General features: G+C 48.8%; 11 protein-coding genes, 1 pseudogene and 1 CRISPR repeat array. Of the genes and pseudogenes, 6 read left to right on the top strand and 6 right to left on the bottom strand.

All coding sequences use genetic code 11. The annotated features are described in order from the left end of the window. Window positions 1–38 precede the first annotated feature (38 nt). Window positions 39–2,111, top strand: a complete 2,073-nt coding sequence (gene metG, locus F557_RS0115575) for a methionine--tRNA ligase (RefSeq protein ID WP_019003139.1) — start codon at window positions 39–41, stop codon at window positions 2,109–2,111. A gap of 245 nt (window positions 2,112–2,356) precedes the next feature. Here metG and F557_RS0115570 read toward each other — a convergent pair whose 3' ends face one another. Continuing rightward, window positions 2,357–2,839 (bottom strand): hypothetical protein, encoded by a 483-nt coding sequence (locus F557_RS0115570; RefSeq protein WP_019003138.1) that lies wholly within the window; start codon window positions 2,837–2,839, stop codon window positions 2,357–2,359. A gap of 510 nt (window positions 2,840–3,349) precedes the next feature. On the opposite strand from F557_RS0115570, the pseudogene cas1 (F557_RS23710) reads away from it, so the two are divergent. The 4 genes and pseudogenes from cas1 (F557_RS23710) to F557_RS0115520 all read left to right on the top strand — a co-directional run bounded on the left by cas1 (F557_RS23710) (window position 3,350) and on the right by F557_RS0115520 (window position 10,526). Next, window positions 3,350–4,740 (top strand): annotated as a pseudogene (gene cas1, locus F557_RS23710) (CRISPR-associated endonuclease Cas1). Next, entirely contained in the window at window positions 4,631–5,044 is a 414-nt protein-coding gene (cas1, locus tag F557_RS0115540; protein WP_425425349.1) for a CRISPR-associated endonuclease Cas1, read from the top strand. The pseudogene cas1 (F557_RS23710) and the gene cas1 (F557_RS0115540) overlap by 110 nt, the downstream one beginning before the upstream one ends. A gap of 2 nt (window positions 5,045–5,046) precedes the next feature. Further along, entirely contained in the window at window positions 5,047–5,343 is a 297-nt protein-coding gene (cas2, locus tag F557_RS20430; protein WP_019003132.1) for a CRISPR-associated endonuclease Cas2, read from the top strand. A gap of 1,003 nt (window positions 5,344–6,346) precedes the next feature. Next, window positions 6,347–6,896: direct repeats of the CRISPR family, unit length 36 nt; unit sequence GTTTCAATACCGCTAAAGGGTTGGCCCCTTTGCGGC. A gap of 687 nt (window positions 6,897–7,583) precedes the next feature. Beyond that, complete coding sequence (locus F557_RS0115520) at window positions 7,584–10,526, top strand: TM1812 family CRISPR-associated protein (RefSeq protein WP_019003129.1); 2,943 nt, start codon at window positions 7,584–7,586, stop codon at window positions 10,524–10,526. A gap of 259 nt (window positions 10,527–10,785) precedes the next feature. On the opposite strand, the gene F557_RS0115510 is transcribed toward F557_RS0115520, so the two are convergent. Together F557_RS0115510 and F557_RS0115495 are read right to left on the bottom strand one after the other, a co-directional pair. Continuing rightward, window positions 10,786–11,679: a prohibitin family protein gene (locus F557_RS0115510; protein WP_019003127.1), complete on the bottom strand. Its 894-nt coding sequence runs from the start codon at window positions 11,677–11,679 to the stop codon at window positions 10,786–10,788. Window positions 11,680–12,724: 1,045 nt separating this feature from the next. Further along, window positions 12,725–13,195: a low molecular weight protein-tyrosine-phosphatase gene (locus F557_RS0115495; protein ID WP_019003125.1), complete on the bottom strand. Its 471-nt coding sequence runs from the start codon at window positions 13,193–13,195 to the stop codon at window positions 12,725–12,727. A 447-nt stretch (window positions 13,196–13,642) separates the two neighbouring features. On the opposite strand from F557_RS0115495, the gene F557_RS0115490 reads away from it, so the two are divergent. Next, complete coding sequence (locus F557_RS0115490) at window positions 13,643–13,942, top strand: TIGR04076 family protein (protein WP_019003124.1); 300 nt, start codon at window positions 13,643–13,645, stop codon at window positions 13,940–13,942. 161 nt (window positions 13,943–14,103) lie between these two features. Here the strand turns inward: F557_RS0115490 and F557_RS20425 are convergent, their stop codons facing one another. The 3 genes from F557_RS20425 to F557_RS20420 all read right to left on the bottom strand — a co-directional run. Then, window positions 14,104–15,288, bottom strand: a complete 1,185-nt coding sequence (locus F557_RS20425; protein ID WP_019003123.1) for a site-specific integrase — start codon at window positions 15,286–15,288, stop codon at window positions 14,104–14,106. Beyond that, a complete protein-coding gene (locus F557_RS0115480) occupies window positions 15,251–15,493 on the bottom strand; it encodes a helix-turn-helix domain-containing protein (protein ID WP_019003122.1) in 243 nt (80 codons plus the stop codon). The genes F557_RS20425 and F557_RS0115480 overlap by 38 nt, the downstream gene beginning before the upstream one ends. 11 nt (window positions 15,494–15,504) lie before the next feature. Next, the coding region (locus F557_RS20420) for an excisionase (protein ID WP_211209596.1) at window positions 15,505–15,750 on the bottom strand (246 nt) is incomplete at its 5' end.

The raw sequence follows: 15,750 nt of genomic DNA, 5'->3' as shown, positions 1-15,750 counted from the left end.
ACACTTTTTACAGAAAAGGCCAACGGAGCTTTAAAATAATGACAGAACAGTCAAACACCTTACTCGTAACCTGCGCATTGCCGTATGCCAACGGGTCCATTCACCTGGGTCATATTCTGGAACACATCCAGGCGGATATCTATGTCAGATTCCAGAGAATGCTGGGACGCCAGGTGTATTTTGTCTGCGCTGACGATCAGCACGGCACCCCGATTATGATCAAGGCACAGAAGCTGGGCCGCACCCCGGAGGACATTATCGGCGAGATGGAGAACGAGCACCGCCGGGATTTCGCCGGTTTTGAAATAAGCTACGACCATTACTACCGCACCAATTCTCCGGAAAACCGCGAGATTTCCGAAAAGCTCTACACCACGCTCCGGGATCGGGGGTACATTCAGGTTAAGAAAATCTCCCAGCTTTTCGATCCGGAGAAGAAAATGTTCCTGCCGGACCGCTTCGTCAAGGGAACCTGCCCGAAATGCCACGCAGAGGATCAGTACGGCGACAACTGCGAATGCTGCGGTGCCACCTACTCTCCGGCGGACCTCATTAATCCCCGCTCGGTGATTTCAGGAGCCACTCCGGTAATGCAGGAATCAGAGCACTATTTCTTTGATCTTCCGCAGTTCGACGCCTTCCTGAAAGACTGGATCGCCTCCGGCACCATCCCCCGGGAAATGGCCAACAAGCTTCAGGAATGGTTCGACTCCGGACTCCAGCAGTGGGATATCAGCCGGGACGCCCCGTATTTCGGGTTTCAGATCCCGGGCACCGAAAACAAGTACTTCTACGTCTGGCTGGATGCGCCGGTAGGCTATCTGGCATCCTTCAAGAACTTTATGGACTCAAAGGGCATCTGCTTCGAGGATTTCCTCAAACAGGATTCCGATTCCGAAATGGTGCACTTTATCGGCAAGGACATTCTGTATTTCCACAGTCTGTTCTGGCCGGCCATGCTCCACGGCGCCGGCTGCCGGGTTCCGGATCATCTGTACGTGCACGGCTATGTTACCGTCAACGGAGCCAAGATGAGCAAGTCCAAGGGGACATTCATCAAGGCCGCCACCTATCTTAAGCATTTTGATCCGGAATGTCTCCGCTACTACTATGCCTCCAAGATGAACGGCAAAATCGACGATCTGGATCTGAACCTGCCGGACTTTGTGGCCCGCACCAACTCCGACCTGGTAAACAAACTGGTAAACCTGGCCTCCCGTACTGCCGTGTTTATTACCCGGAAGTTCCAGGGCCGCCTGGCAGACACCCTGGACGCCCCGGAGCTTCTGGAATCCTTTACCGCCGCAAAGGAGGAAATCGCCGCCGGATACCAGTCAAGAGAATACTCCGCCCTTATCAGAAAGGTAATGGACCTGGCCGACAGTGCCAACCGCTACGTGGACGAAAAGGAGCCCTGGGTACTGGCCAAGGATGCCGGCCGGGATGCGGAGCTTCAGCGGATCTGCACCACCTGCCTGAACCTCTACCGGGTGCTTATCACCTACCTGTCTCCGGTGCTTCCGAAGCTGGCCCGGGACAGCGCGGCATTCCTGAAAACTGATCTGGACTGGAATTCTCTGGACCGGGCTTTGCTGGGAACCGAGATTTCACCGTTCAAGGCTCTCTTCAAACGCATTGACATGAAGTCCGTGGAGGCCATGATTAACGACTCTCTTCAGGATCTTAAGGATCTCAGTGCCCAGGAAAGCAAGGGCAGCGCTTCCCGGAAGTCTGAAAAGAAGGAGAAAAAGGCGGAACAGTCCGGGGAAGCAGCTCCGGAAACCGTAACCATTGACGACTTTGCCAGGCTGGATCTGCGGGCTGCCCGGGTAATCTCCTGCGAGGAGGTGCCGGAATCCGACAAGCTGCTGAAGTTCCGGCTGGATCTGGGGAACGGCGAAGAGAGACAGGTATTCTCGGGCATCAAGTCCGCCTATCCGGCCCCCGCCGCCCTGATCGGCAGATTTGTCATCATGATCTACAATCTGGCACCCCGGAAGATGCGTTTTGGGATTTCCGAAGGCATGATCCTTTCTGCCGGCTCCGGAAATAAGGATATCTTCCTCCTGTCAGCCGATGCCGGTGTTAAGCCGGGAGACCGGGTGGCCTAGCAGACCGCTGAGTTCTCCGGGCCCCGTCCGGAAACTTTAAAGGCCAGAAAAAGCCGGAGGTACATAACGGTATCTCCGGCTTTCTTATGACCCGGGAAATGCTCCGGCGGCTTCTCCCCGCGCAGAAACGGGGCCGCACTATCATAAAAGAAGACCGCCTCCTCCCTGGCAGGAAGAGAGCCTGCCGCCTGTTTCCGGATCTCTTCCTGAAACCTGCCGGAAAAATATTCCCGCCGGCCGGTGGCCTATTTCACGGTATCGGAGGTCAGATCATAGTCATAATCGGCATACTCGAAGGTGCTGACAGCGTCGATAGCCCTGCCGAGCCGGCACATGCTGACACTGAGTGTCAGACGGTTTTTATAGGTTCCCCGGCCTTTGGGAACTGCGTCAAACTCAAAATCCTTCGTGATGCACATTTCCGTAATCCTGCCGCCGGCCAGGTAGGCCCGGGCAGTACAGCTGTAGCTTTCTCTCCGGTAACGGCCACCGGTTTTCTCGCAGACAATATTCTCTACCCGCTCAATTTTGTCGGAACGCCCGCTTTTATAAAGAGCCCGGTTTCCCATATTGGCCAGCGTTTCCTCAAGACCCTTTCCGGGAACAAGTCTGGCAGTGTCGCAGCGATCCGCAATCAGGACTCCGAAGCCCAGCACCAGCATAAACGCCATAAAAATGATCACGAATCTCCTGTCAGGCTTTCTTTGGGATTTTTGTTCTCTGTTCATGCTTTTTTGGCTCCCTCCGGCATAATTTCCGCGGAACTGTTACGCTTTCCTGCAGCATTGCGGCCGAAAAAAAGTGAATGACAGTGCCCTCCGGAGATTGTCGCCAATTTTCAGGAAAGATAACTTTAAGAAAGTCACACCAGGAGGATTATCTTTTCAAAACCTCCGGGGGCCAGCAGTCTCCGCCGGAAGATGCTGCGGCCATTACCGCCCCTCAGACCCCGGGGGCAGGATATGCCTGCTATCATTTCAGGAACCGGCACTTATTAATTCCGGGGAGCTGCTGCCTTGCGGCGATAATTATCCTTAGGCAGCACTCCGGACCGGCTGTAACAGCATACGAGGTTCTGTTTTTTTCCGGATTTGCCTTTTCCCCGAACAACCAGGAGGTCCCCCGCCATGAACATGCCTGAAGCTCCAGCCACCCCCAAACTGAAAATGCCACTTCCGCTCTGCTGTCCCCGCAAACTCCTTCCGTTTCACCTGGCGGGCCATTCTCGATTTCGTTAAATGTCCCCGGATCCTATGGCACCGCTGCCAGGAGATGTTTGCCGGAAACAGCATACCGGAAAAGCTGCCGCCGGATTTTCTTCTTTCCGGAGGGGATCGGCCCCCGGGCTGCTAAAGGAGATTCCTCCTGTGATTTATTTTCCCGGGGACAATCTGGATCCGGCTTCAGATCTCATTTCCGGGATCACCAGTATGAGGCCCCGGCCCCGAAATACCCTGGTCTGTATCGAAACACTCAGACTTACAAGCTCTGATCACCGTTTTAAAGGAGTGATTCGCCTCCACAGCTACAACGACACTCCGGTGGCCGGACTGTCTCCCCTGGATACAGTGCCACCAGAGGAACAGAAAACCGTTCTGAAATTCTGCCTCTGGCTAATGGAAGAGAATGGCCGAACCTGTCATACCGGAGTCATGCAGGATCCCCTTACCGGCCTCTCACACCTGGAAAGCTTCTCCGCAGGCGAAATGGCTGCATTCCGAAGTCTCCCGCCCCGGATCGTAAGCATGATGCAGGCACCGCTCCCTCCGGCGGCGGAAAAATGCTGCGAACGCTGTTCCGGCTGCCAGTTTTTGGAAAGGTGCGCTCCGGCAGGGCTTACTCCAGGAATCCCCGGCCTGGAAAATATGTCCCCGGAGGAACGGCGGCTCTACATCAAAAATGATTATGAAAAGTATCCCCTGTTTATCTGCACCCAGGGAAGCCGGGTGTCCGTCTCCGACAAATGTCTGATTGTGCGCCGCGAAGCCTTTCCGGACACCAAAAAGCCCCTGTCTGAAATCAGCATGCTGGTTGCAGTGGGAGGCATCAGTATCAGCACGCCCTGTCTGAAGGTTACGGCCGAAAACGGCATTCCGGTAATCCTGACATCTCTGACCGGAAAATGCTACGCCATCTCCGCCGGAACCGACAGCGGCTATAAAAACGCCACTGCCCTGAAGTATCAGGTTACCGTCTCCCAGAATGCGGAAAAGCACTTGAAATCTCCCGGGCGCTCATCAAAACCAAAATCCGGAATCAGTCGGAACTGATCCGCAGAATCAGCCGGGACGGCCAGACCACTGAAATAAAAAACTGTCTTATCAGTCTGAACTGGCTCTGTAAGCTCTCCAGCACCGCAGAAAATACTGCTAAGCTCATGGGTATTGAAGGAGAAGCGGCCAGCCTCTACTTTGCTGCACTGTCCCTGAAAATCTCGGAAACCGGCACAGAGCTCATCATGAACGGCAGATCCCATAGACCGCCCGGGGATCATCTGAATGCCCTGCTCTCCTTTGGCTATGCCCTTCTGCTTAATAACGTCATCACCGCCGTCAGGGCTTTACGGACTCAGCGAATGGCTGGGGTTTCTGCATTCCGAACGTTCGGGAAAACCGGCTCTGGCCCTTGATCTTATGGAAGAATTCCGTGCCCCGGTGGTAGATGCCCTGATAATTTCCATTGTCAGAAACCGGCTGTTTACAGTGGCGGATTTCACCGAAGAATACAATGACAGAAACGAAAAGATCTGTCTCCTGAATGAAAGCTCCCGGAAAAAATTTATCACTCTGTTTCAGCGTCGCCTGGACACCTTCTGCACACATCGTTATTCGGGAAAACGGCTCTCCTGGCGGGAAATCATCTATCAGCAGGCAGGGATCCTCCTGAAAACTCTGAAGGGAGAGCTTAATAGCTACATCGGAATGGAGTACTGATTATGAAGAGATTCATCTACGTCGCCTATGACCTCAGTCTGGACAAAATCAGACGCCGTCTTGTAAAGTATCTGGAAAACTACGGGCATCGGGTGCAGTACTCGGTGTTTTGTCTCCGGGTTACCGAACGGGAGCTTGCCGAACTGAAAAGAGACATCACCGAAATCACCGCTCCGGATCGGGATAAATCGGTTATCTTCATTCCCGGCGAGCCGGCGCATATTACGGAGGTTGTACCTGAAAATCTGGAAATAATCGGGAAACTCAAAACCTATCGCACAGAAAGCTGTGTTATCTAAACCAGGAGGCGATCCCCGGCCGGAATAAACTGCACCGTGGAAAAGACCGCATTGTCCACACCCATTCAGGACTGATCCCGATCAGAACCGGACAAATTCTCCCTGCTGCAAAAAAATGCAGGCCCTGCATTTTTTTGCAGTTCAGAAGTTCCTGAAACATAAAGAGAAAACTTCCCTTGTCTTAACAAAAGGAAATTCATCTCCTCTGGAAAAGCATTCGCCTTCCGCTTCTGCATAAAATTGAATATTCATTCTGGTATTGACATCATTTCATAAAAATAACGGTCAGTATGGGCAGAAAGCTCCTCATCAGAAGGATACCGGTACCCTTGCCGGTCTGAACAGACAAACATCAGCTGAATAAAACTCCATATCCGTCAGACTGCATTCCCATCTTCTGTTTTAACCGTCTTTCCCGATCCTAAATTAAAGCGCGAAGGGTATGCTTTATGCACTGATTATCTTTAATATCTGGAGCTTATTGTCAAATTTGCCAAAACTGGCAGAGAAGATTATCGCCATATGATCCCAGCTGAATCAGGGGCTGGCTAACCGGCAGACTGCCATCAATTTCAGGATTTCAGGGAATGTACTCAATTCTTATGTCAGACAGGTTACAGATCCCGTCATTTACTTTGATGCTGTTAGCATGAAAGATGAGGAAAGAAGAAATTCTTTAGGAATCACAGACAGGGCAGCAAGATCCAATTTCTTCTTTGAGACTGATATGCAGAAGGTCTGGGAGCACCTGAACAGGCCTAATGCTTTCAAATCAGGTATAACATCAAGTCTCCCTACGCAGATATACGTGGCAGTAACAAGGATACAACACCTGACATACGTTCATGTCCTTAAAGACATTTAAACCGCCAGGGGGGTAGTCCCATTGCGTACGAAAGCCGCAGATCTGCTCGAAAGCAAGACAACCTGGTTTCACTACCGCTAAGGGGTGGCCCCTTTGCGGCCGGAAATCGTGCGGGACTATGTTAGAAAGGGCAGCCAGGTTTCAATACCGCTAAAGGGTTGGCCGCTTTGCGGCACCGTCTCTATCACGGTTCCAACATCCTGCCGACTATGTTTCAATACCGCTAAAGGGTTGACCCCTTTGCGGCGGTTCATCGGCAAAACTCAACACTGTTCATGGTTTAGGTTTCAATACCGCTAAAGGGTTGACCCCTTTGCGGCGGTTCATCGGCAAAACTCAACACTGTTCATGGTTTAGGTTTCAATACCGCTAAAGGGTTGACCCCTTTGCGGCGGTTCATCGGCAAAACTCAACACTGTTCATGGTTTAGGTTTCAATACCGCTAAAGGGTTGACCCCTTTGCGGCGACAGATGGTTAATTTCAACATCACTCACGATTTTAGGGTTTCAATACCGCTAAAGGGTTGGCCCCTTTGCGGCAATTCCGCTTCCTCCTGAGATCACCGAGTTTGCTGTAGTTTCAATACCGCTAAAGGGTTGGCCCCTTTGCGGCGATGTTGGTTACAAAGGAAAGTGCTCCGGTACTTGAGTTGTTTCAATACCGCTAAAGGGTTGGCCCCTTTGCGGCTCCTCCGTTCGGGGGCCATTATGTCACAAAGGCCCAACCGGTGTCAAAAATACATCACATCCTGACAGTGTTCCAGTTAGATCTTTGTTACATAAAATTCTACCACTTTTTCAAAAAACCGATCCCCTAAAAAGGAGAATATTACCTGGGTGCCCGATCTCCATCACAAAAAACTGAAATGCGGTACATCATTTAAGATCCTTAGACTCATTTTTTAGGTATTAATAACTATTCTATAAATTTACGCATTTTCATGGCTTAATATAAGTCTTTAAATCAGATTACTTATCTTAGTAATCATGAATTAGTTATGATATTTAATTTTGAAACAGGCTACATATTCATTTAAATGAGACTTTTATCCGGTTATAGTCAGAATATCAATGTTACAATTTGAAAACATACAGACGTATCTAAATAGCTCTCTGATACTGTTTTCCGGGGAGGCTAATGCTGTGACTCCCCGGTTCTAATGGCGCTATCTGGGATTTGAAGTTACTCTTGGCTTCGTATGGCGTTGCAGTTTGCCACCAATCACTGGAAATACCGTCATTCCATTTTAAGAACGTTTTTCATTCTCCCGGCGGAACAGGCACCAGTTCCCCTCAGAAACTTTGGAACAGGTCACCGTTATGGTACATACAGCTTTTAATCAGACTGCCTGACATACAAAAATAAGGACAGACAATGAAGGATACCAGCATTCTTATTTGCGCTCTGGGAAACGCCTCCTACCGCACTGCCACCTATAATTTCATTGATGAGTGCGGGAACCCGCATGCCGATACTCTTGCCTGTACAGAATACCAGCCCCCGGAGGTTTTCAGTTTTTCGGGAAGCGCCGTTATGGCCCGTCTTATCAGACAGAAATCCTGCCCAGATATCGTGGTTTTTACAGGAACCATGCAGAGCTGCTGGAGATATGCCGGAAACTATCTCAAACAGGGGTTCCGGAATTCCGGGCTGCAATCAGTAATACCCGATACACCGCTGTTTTCCGACGATCTGAAAACAGCTGAAACTGAGGCCAGAAGGTACTTTCCGGCCGGATCTTCATCCGCAGAGGATCCTGAAAAACTGGCAGACGCCCTTAACCGGGAACTCGGTGGCAAGCTCACAGTCAAATTCATCGTCATTCCCAGATTCCTGAACACCGAACATGACAAGGCAGTGTTCATCAGAACCATCAAGGACCAGGTAATCGGAGAAAATGACTGCAAAAGAAAGCTCAGCATTCATATCGACATGAGCAACGGACTTCGTTTCCTGCCGGTACTTACATTTTTATCACTGGAATGTCTGCAGCTTCTGGGAGGCGTCCGCATTTCTATAAAAAATATCTTCTGCTCGGAAACTGCCACCCCGCCTCAGAAAATTACTCCGAAAGATCTCTCCACCCTCAGGCTGCGAACCCTTTGCAATCTTGCAGAACGCGATAGCAGCGCAAAGGACATGCTTAACACCATGACAGAGCTGGCCAGCACTCTTGAACAGCTGGCCAAAAAACTGCCGCCACCGCAAAAATCCATAGTTCCTGATAAATTCAACATGAGGAATCTGTCCCTGTGCGACAGACTCTTCAGAACCACCGAAAAGCTGAGCACCTTCCGCTATTCCGGCGAACTCTCAAACCTGAACTCTCTTATGTCCGGCCCCCGGGCAGGCGCCATCGCCGAGGAGGGAATGTTCTACGAAAGTCTTGGATTTTACAGCCGGGCCCGGAAAGTATTCCATGATTTTCAGAAGACCGTAACCACAGAACAGCAGGATCTCCGCCGGCTCATAGCGGAAAGACTGGCATGGTGCAGCGGCAAGGAGCCTGATCTGAAAAAGCTGGTAAGGATGTACTGCAGCGTAAATGACTATCTTCATGCCTCTCTCACCACAGTCAGAATTCTGGAGAACAGCGCAAATCCCAGCAAGGCGTCCCGAATCAAGAGCACGCTTAATTCCGTCAATCATCTTAACAGTTCAGAAAAACACAGATCTCTCTTTCTGAACAGCATCAGGGAATTCATTTCTGATGTGGTTCCCGATGACACTGCCTCCGCTACCGATCCCGCAGCCAGCTCCGGCACCCTGATATCCTTTGTGGGACGGGACAGCTACGACCTTATGCAATACCGCATGAAACAGGACGACGGCTCCGAAATTCTTCTCGGGCCCATGAAATTTGCCGGAGCCGGACTTGCCAGTTACCTTTCAGGCAAGAACTGTCTAAAACGGCTGGTACTGGCCGGTACGGCCTCCAGTGCCTGGTACCTGGCAGCCGAATCCCTGAAGGACTGCTTTAAAAACACTAGTGGAAGTTTTCAGGACATTCTGGATATCCTGGGAAGCTACGGCAATACAATTTCCGAAAATGAAAAGACCATTTCTGAAATGCCGCCTGAGGATCAGGAAACCATCAACGAACTAGGAAAGACTGTGGCTAACGAGCTGGGATTCGAATTTCAGGTGGTACTCCTGAACAATCTTCTGGAAAAACCGGAGCGGATTGCAGAAAGGATCGGCGAAAAGATTCCCGAAAACACCAGCGTGTTTCTGGACATCACCCACTGTTACCGCTATGTTCCCATTATATTTTCCTCTGTTCTCTTCATGCTGTCATTTCTCCGGAAGAACGTACGGCTCCGGCAGATCTGGTACGGAGATGCCGGAGATCCCAGCCCAGTGGTTCTGCTATCCAATAACAGACTTTTCAGAAATGAAAAGGAACTGGAGAATCTGCCAGCTCCGGAGGATCGGGAGAAGGCCGGGGAAATCCTCCGTAAAATCCGGAAAATGATGGAGTCTCTGCCGGGGGATCAGGGCTTCCTCTCCGGAGATCTGAGATCTCTTTCCGCTGTTTCGGCCGTGCTCTATGACGCCCTGGATATTGCCAAGTTCAAGGAAAACCGGGATCCCATCTGTTTGGAAAGAATATTAAAAACCGACTTCGCAGATCATCCGAAGCTGGCGGAGCAGGCCCGGCAGAGCTCCCTTTATGAGAATCTGTGCTGCTTCAGGGAATCCTACGAGGCCGGCCGGGACATTATTGAATTCTTCCGGAATCCCGCAAACGAGGAATCCTGTCCCCCCTTCATCCAGTTACTGCACAGGGATCTCAGAAGCTACTTCCACGATATCGAAAAGAACCGGCTGACAGAGGAAAGAACCGTCTTCTGCATTGAAAAGGCCAAAACCGCCCTCTCCCGCGGCAGCCACCGGGAGCTTGTAAGAGCTCTGTTCTTCCTTTACGAAGGCTTCAAGAGCATTGCTGAAAATGAGCTTCATCTGGATGAAAATGACTTTGCCTACAATGATAAGGGAACAATAATTTACAACTGGTATACAAACAGACATCCGGACATGATTTATGACAGGGACGGCGTCAGAGGCCATTTATACCAGCTAATCTCTCTCCTCAGAAACGGCCGGGAGCATAATAACGAAAACATTGCTGTCATGAAGAAAACGGAAAACGGCATCGCTGCTATCGGTCCTGAAAAGTTCCTGAAAGGCTTCGTTGCAGCAAGTATCACTGCGGCAGAAAACCTGGCCAGAAGCTGCGGCATTATCAGAGAACCTCCTCCCGAACTCAGCGGAGACAGCACTCCGCAAAATCCGGAAGAAAATGGAGCTGCGTAATCCGGAGCTTTTAAAAAGAGACGGAAAAACACTGAGGGCCGGCAGCGAAGATAGGGACAGTCTCCGAATCAGCCTCACGGAACCCTGGGGGAATACTAAGCCGGTGGAGCGTTCTTTCCGGTTCATATTTACCGGCTGAGCTTCTGTCATACCAATGCCAGGTTCCTCCCGCCCTGACATCTTCTTGCATTTCCGGCCCGAAAACAGCAAGGCCACCGTGAAGGGTGGCCCGTATATACCAGCTGAAAGGACTAGCCTATTAATCCTTAGCCTGATTTACCCGAAAAATCGGCACTACCCTGGATGCATCATTTCCGCCCATAATGGTATGCGGCACAGTGCCGTTCCACTTTTCGGCGATAGTAAGATCCACCAGTTCCTTATTGGCCTTGAGAGCTTCGGCCTTGAGCTTAATAGCGTTAGCCTCGGCCTTGGCCTGAATCTCAATGGCATAGGCCTTGGCTTCAGCCTCAAGCTTTCTGGCCTTGTTTTCGCTTTCGGCCTTGGCTACCAGCTGCTGGGATTCAATTTCCACCTTCTGAAGCTCGTTCTTGGCCTTTTCAACTTCCTGCTTCTTCTGGGCGGTCTGCTCAATTATGCTCTCATACGCTCTGGAAAAGTTCACATCCTCAATCTGAACGGAAAGAACATTAATGGGATAGTTGGCCAGAAGATCCTTAATATTGTGGTCCAGCTCCTGACTCAGATCACTGCGCTTCTGCACGATTGTCTGGGAGGTATAGTGACCAAACAGAATCTTGGAGCTCTGCTGCACTATCGGAGAAACCACGGTATAGAAGATATCGTCATTCTTGCCGAAGTGCTTGTACACATCAACGATCTTGGCAGCGTTATACTGCCAGGTGATTGAAATACGGTAGGACTCAATAATCTGCTGATCGTAGGAATAGGCACTCAGCACGTCCTTTCCGGCTCCGAACATGGTCTTCTGAACGCGGGTGCTGTAAATATGGTTCTTCTGGGCAAACGGCAGCACAAAATTAAGGCCTGGTTCCACAGTTCCGGATACTTCACCGAAGGTGGTAATAACCCCCTTCTCTCCTTCATCCACAATAGTTATGGAGGATTCAATGACAATAAAACCAAACAGAATTAAAAAAACAATGCAGGCAGCTATCAATTTAACTTTCATGGAGGCATTCCCAATATTCAGAAGAAAACTGCGTCATTATACCCCGTGAAAAACCTGGGCAAGGAATATTCATACTGATTTTGATACAAGCTTTCAATTATTAAGCCCGGCGGCCCCTAAACGCGAAAACCGGCATTCCTGAGAATACCGGTTTCCGTGTACTGTACCTGAAAGACTTCCTGACGGGAACTCATTACCACCTGACGTAGCTAAAACAATAGCTGCAGGTTACTGGTGCCAGCCGCTTGTCCTCAGCATATCTGCTAAACAGTCTCATTTTGATTACCTCTTAGCAAAACCCTTCAAAACTGATCCGGAGAATTACAGCCCCCGGAGCTATGTCCGCCCTTTTACTTCGCGTAACTGAAAAAGTATCTGCGGGTTACCGGAGCTAAATTTTCAATAGCGATATTTCTGCTAAATAATCTCTTCATATCTGGTACCTCTTAACGCTTTTGTTCCACAAGCTGCGAGAGCTTTTCAAATACCGGTCCCGTACTTGACCATCCCTGTTTACTTCATGTAGCTGAAGAAGTATTTGCGGGTAACCGGAGCGAGATTCTCAGTCTCGGAATGTCTGTTAAAAAGTCTTTTCATTTCGTTTTCCTCCGAAATTTGTTTTGCTCATCTCTCTGAGCACATTCTCATAATAGTGATATTGTGCACACTTTGCAACACGCAGATGAAATATTTTTACAAATTTTTGAATGAAAATACTTTCAAACATCTGAAAACATTTCCATAAAACTCCCGGAAATTTTGATAAATACTGTTATTGCCAAGATCCTTAGCGCTTAAGCCCGCAGAATTAGAAAATAGCCCCTGTATACCAAATAAAACACATATGAAATTTAACTACAGAAAACAAGAGAAAATAGAGACATATGTCACACACGGTTCTTCAGAATGCAGAAACAAAAAAAAACAATACCCCTGACTTCCGAAAAAATAACGGTTTACAGAAAAAACAACGGCGCATTTCCAGCATTGACCGGGAAAATTACAGCAAAGAGCCCCGTTATGACGGCAATAGACTTCGAAAAGATCAGTAAAGAAGCCCCAATGACTTGAAATGGGAAACAAGCCCGCGGCAGCCCATGAGAACATCGTCATAGGTCGCATCAAAATCCCCGGTATACCAGGGATCCGCGATGTCCCTGTCAAGTGAACAGAAGCTGAGGAGTTTAAAAACCTTCCCGTCAGGATCACCACCAAGTATCCGGTTCAGATTCCTGACATTGGCTTCATCCATGGCGATAATCATGTCCGCCCCCTGATAATCGGCCATGGTAATCTGCCTGGCTGCATGAGGAAGTACCGGAATCCCCTGCTCTTTCATTTTCATGACAGTACCTCTGTGCGGGCCGTTCCCAGTTTCCTCAGTGCTTGTCGCCCGGGAATCAATAGCGAAATCCGCCCCGCCCCCCAGCTGATTGACAAGGTGCTGAAAAACAAACTGAGCCATGGTGCTGCGGCAGATATTGCCGTAGCACACGAAAAGCACCCGAATTGTCATTGTTGCTTGTCCAGAATTGCCGGAGATTGCCCATGTCTGCAAGGTTTGCCGGCCCTCAATCTATGCAGAACTGCCTTTCGCAATATTAACAGAAATGGCGAAAATATCCAAAATACTGCCTTTTGTGTACACGAAAAGTAGTCAAATCGTAGTCAAAATACGGAGGTTGACTACTCGGTTAGTTTTTAGGCTTATCGGTCGTAAAAACGTTGATTTTAGGCGCCAAAATGACTCGTGCAAAAATTGAGTTTAAGCTTAAAAATTAATTTTTGATAGTTTTATAGTGCCTTAAATCGATGTGGATTTAGCACAATTATGCGCAGATATGAAAAAAGCCCAAACTTCAGTGGAGTTTTTTTGATGGATTTAGGTAGAAGTTGCTGATATAGTCTGTGACTTATAGGGATATGAATTTAAGATCAAAAATAAAGAATTGAGAGAACAATCATGGCTGAAAACAATGAAAATATAAAAATCACTGTTGTTGAAAAAAGAGGAAAACGTGGGTGTGACTATGGTCACCGCGTTGGTGATACTTATGATTATGCCAAGGACGCAGGAAGGCTGTGCCCCTGGATGCTGACTGTTGCCAATATGTACATTTCAAAACTTAAGGATGGGCAGACCTTTACCCGTGAAGGACTTCCTGAGAACGCTGTTACATTCTGCTGTCCGGATCCTAGAGTAATGAATATATTTCAGATTGAATATACCGGCAAGATTGAAAAGAACAAGGTTAATGAATAACACGCCATTCTGTTTGACACTAAAAAAGCCCATGCCGTAATGGTCATGAGCTCAAAAGGATTAGTGGCGGATTGCCTTAGATGTACTTGAACTGACTCTCCATACTGCGCATGGTATCACGCTCAATATTATTGATTTCCTTTCTGGCGTCCTCCATCTCTTTAAGTAATCTCATCCCTGGCATCATCAAGACCGAGGTGAGTGTAGACGTCCATGGTTACTGAAATTTCAGAATGTCCCATGAGGTACTGCAGAGTTTTAGGATTCATTCTTGCTCGGGCCTGATTGCTGCAATAAGTGTGGCGGCATACATGAGGAGTTATTGACGGCATCTGAATTTTGTAGATGTCGTTATACCGCTTAACTGCATGCTGGAACCTGTGCTCCCAGTGCAGAGCCACCTCAGGCATTCCGTCCTTGTCTCTGATAAGGAATCCGGCATAGCCTTTAACGATCACCTCCGGCAGATCTGTCGGTCGGTTTTCCACCAGGGACTTAAACATCTGATACACTTCCTCCGTCATCGGCAGTTTACGGGTTCCGGCACTGGTCTTGGTGGGGCAGATGTCGTATTTGCCGGATCTGAATCTCTGCACCTGATGATTGATATCGATTATTCGGTTTTCCAGATCTATATCCTTTAGTGTCAGACCGCAGAATTCCGATATTCGCATTCCGGTATGAAACAGAATGTAAATAGCCTCATAGTACTTGCAGTAGATGTTGTCGTCATGAATAAATTTAAGAAACTTGTTCATCTGCTCTCTGGTGATGGCAAGTCTTGTTTTTTCAGTGTTGTAAATCACTCCCACCAGCTCAAATCCGAAAGGATTCTTCATCAGTAAATCGTCATCCACCGCCATCTGAAAAGCAGGTCTTAACACTCCCCGGACGGTTTTAATCGTGCTTGAACCGCGACCGTCTGACTGCAGCTTGATTAAGAAAAGCTTGGCATCGGAGGTTTTCACCTCGCACATCTTCCGGTCTCCGAATTCCTCATTCTTAAGCAGATTACGGACAAAATTGTAACCGATACGTGTCGATTCTCTGACACCAGTTCTGGTCTTAAGATACCTTTCAACAAGCTCATTGACCGTGAGATTCCTGCATGAGGGATCAAGCCGTGATTCCAAATCCCGGTTAATGCTTTTCTCAAGCTCCCGGAGGGATAGACACGGCAATTTTCCGGCAGGCTGCGGATCTGTCGGGGTAAGCCGCCAGCTGTACAGAAATTTGGCCTTACCGTTAACCACGTATTTAAACTGGTATTTGCCGTTTGCTCTGACAGATTCTCCGGTATGGAGAACTCTACGCTTCGAGTCTCTTCTGATTTTTAAACTTGGCATTTATTAGATTCTCCTGTTCGCCATTACTTAAATACCTGATAAGCTCCTCCCGAATAATGAAGCGCTGCTGCTTTCCGTAAGGGACCACAAAGCTAAGTTCAACCTCCCGGATCAGACGTTTGAATTTCCCCCGGCTGAGATTAAACAGCATTATGGCCTCCTCAACGGTAAGCAGTTCCTTTTCCTCCAGCTTACGTTCCTCCATCAGCAACTCCGTTAAACAAAGGAATTGTTGATGAGAAACTCTTCAAACTTAGGACGTACAATCAGATAACGGTTGCCGCATCTGACGGAAAAGTTACCGATGTTGCACTCAGCAAGACGTCTCAGTCTCTTTACGCCAATGTGGAAATACTGACCTGCCTCGTTAAGTGATAAGGTGTAACGCTGATTCATCGGGATCTCATTCTTCCTTGAGCCGTTATCTTTGTACTTTGCTAAATAAAACAGTTGTAAATTGCT

Origin of the sequence: Succinimonas amylolytica DSM 2873 (assembly GCF_000378405.1) — a bacterium.
Classification (GTDB): domain Bacteria; phylum Pseudomonadota; class Gammaproteobacteria; order Enterobacterales; family Succinivibrionaceae; genus Succinimonas; species Succinimonas amylolytica.
This window is presented reverse-complemented; position numbering and strand designations above follow the sequence as displayed.

Excerpts from the sequence above, each read along its gene's own strand:
- metG (WP_019003139.1), top strand. The coding sequence starts at position 39 with ATGACAGAACAGTCAAACACCTTACTCGTAACCTGCGCATTGCCGTAT.
- F557_RS0115570 (WP_019003138.1), bottom strand. The coding sequence starts at position 2,839 with ATGAACAGAGAACAAAAATCCCAAAGAAAGCCTGACAGGAGATTCGTG.
- cas1 (WP_425425349.1), top strand. The coding sequence starts at position 4,631 with ATGCCCTTCTGCTTAATAACGTCATCACCGCCGTCAGGGCTTTACGGA.
- cas2 (WP_019003132.1), top strand. The coding sequence starts at position 5,047 with ATGAAGAGATTCATCTACGTCGCCTATGACCTCAGTCTGGACAAAATC.
- F557_RS0115520 (WP_019003129.1), top strand. The coding sequence starts at position 7,584 with ATGAAGGATACCAGCATTCTTATTTGCGCTCTGGGAAACGCCTCCTAC.
- F557_RS0115510 (WP_019003127.1), bottom strand. The coding sequence starts at position 11,679 with ATGAAAGTTAAATTGATAGCTGCCTGCATTGTTTTTTTAATTCTGTTT.
- F557_RS0115495 (WP_019003125.1), bottom strand. The coding sequence starts at position 13,195 with ATGACAATTCGGGTGCTTTTCGTGTGCTACGGCAATATCTGCCGCAGC.
- F557_RS0115490 (WP_019003124.1), top strand. The coding sequence starts at position 13,643 with ATGGCTGAAAACAATGAAAATATAAAAATCACTGTTGTTGAAAAAAGA.
- F557_RS20425 (WP_019003123.1), bottom strand. The coding sequence starts at position 15,288 with ATGCCAAGTTTAAAAATCAGAAGAGACTCGAAGCGTAGAGTTCTCCAT.
- F557_RS0115480 (WP_019003122.1), bottom strand. The coding sequence starts at position 15,493 with ATGGAGGAACGTAAGCTGGAGGAAAAGGAACTGCTTACCGTTGAGGAG.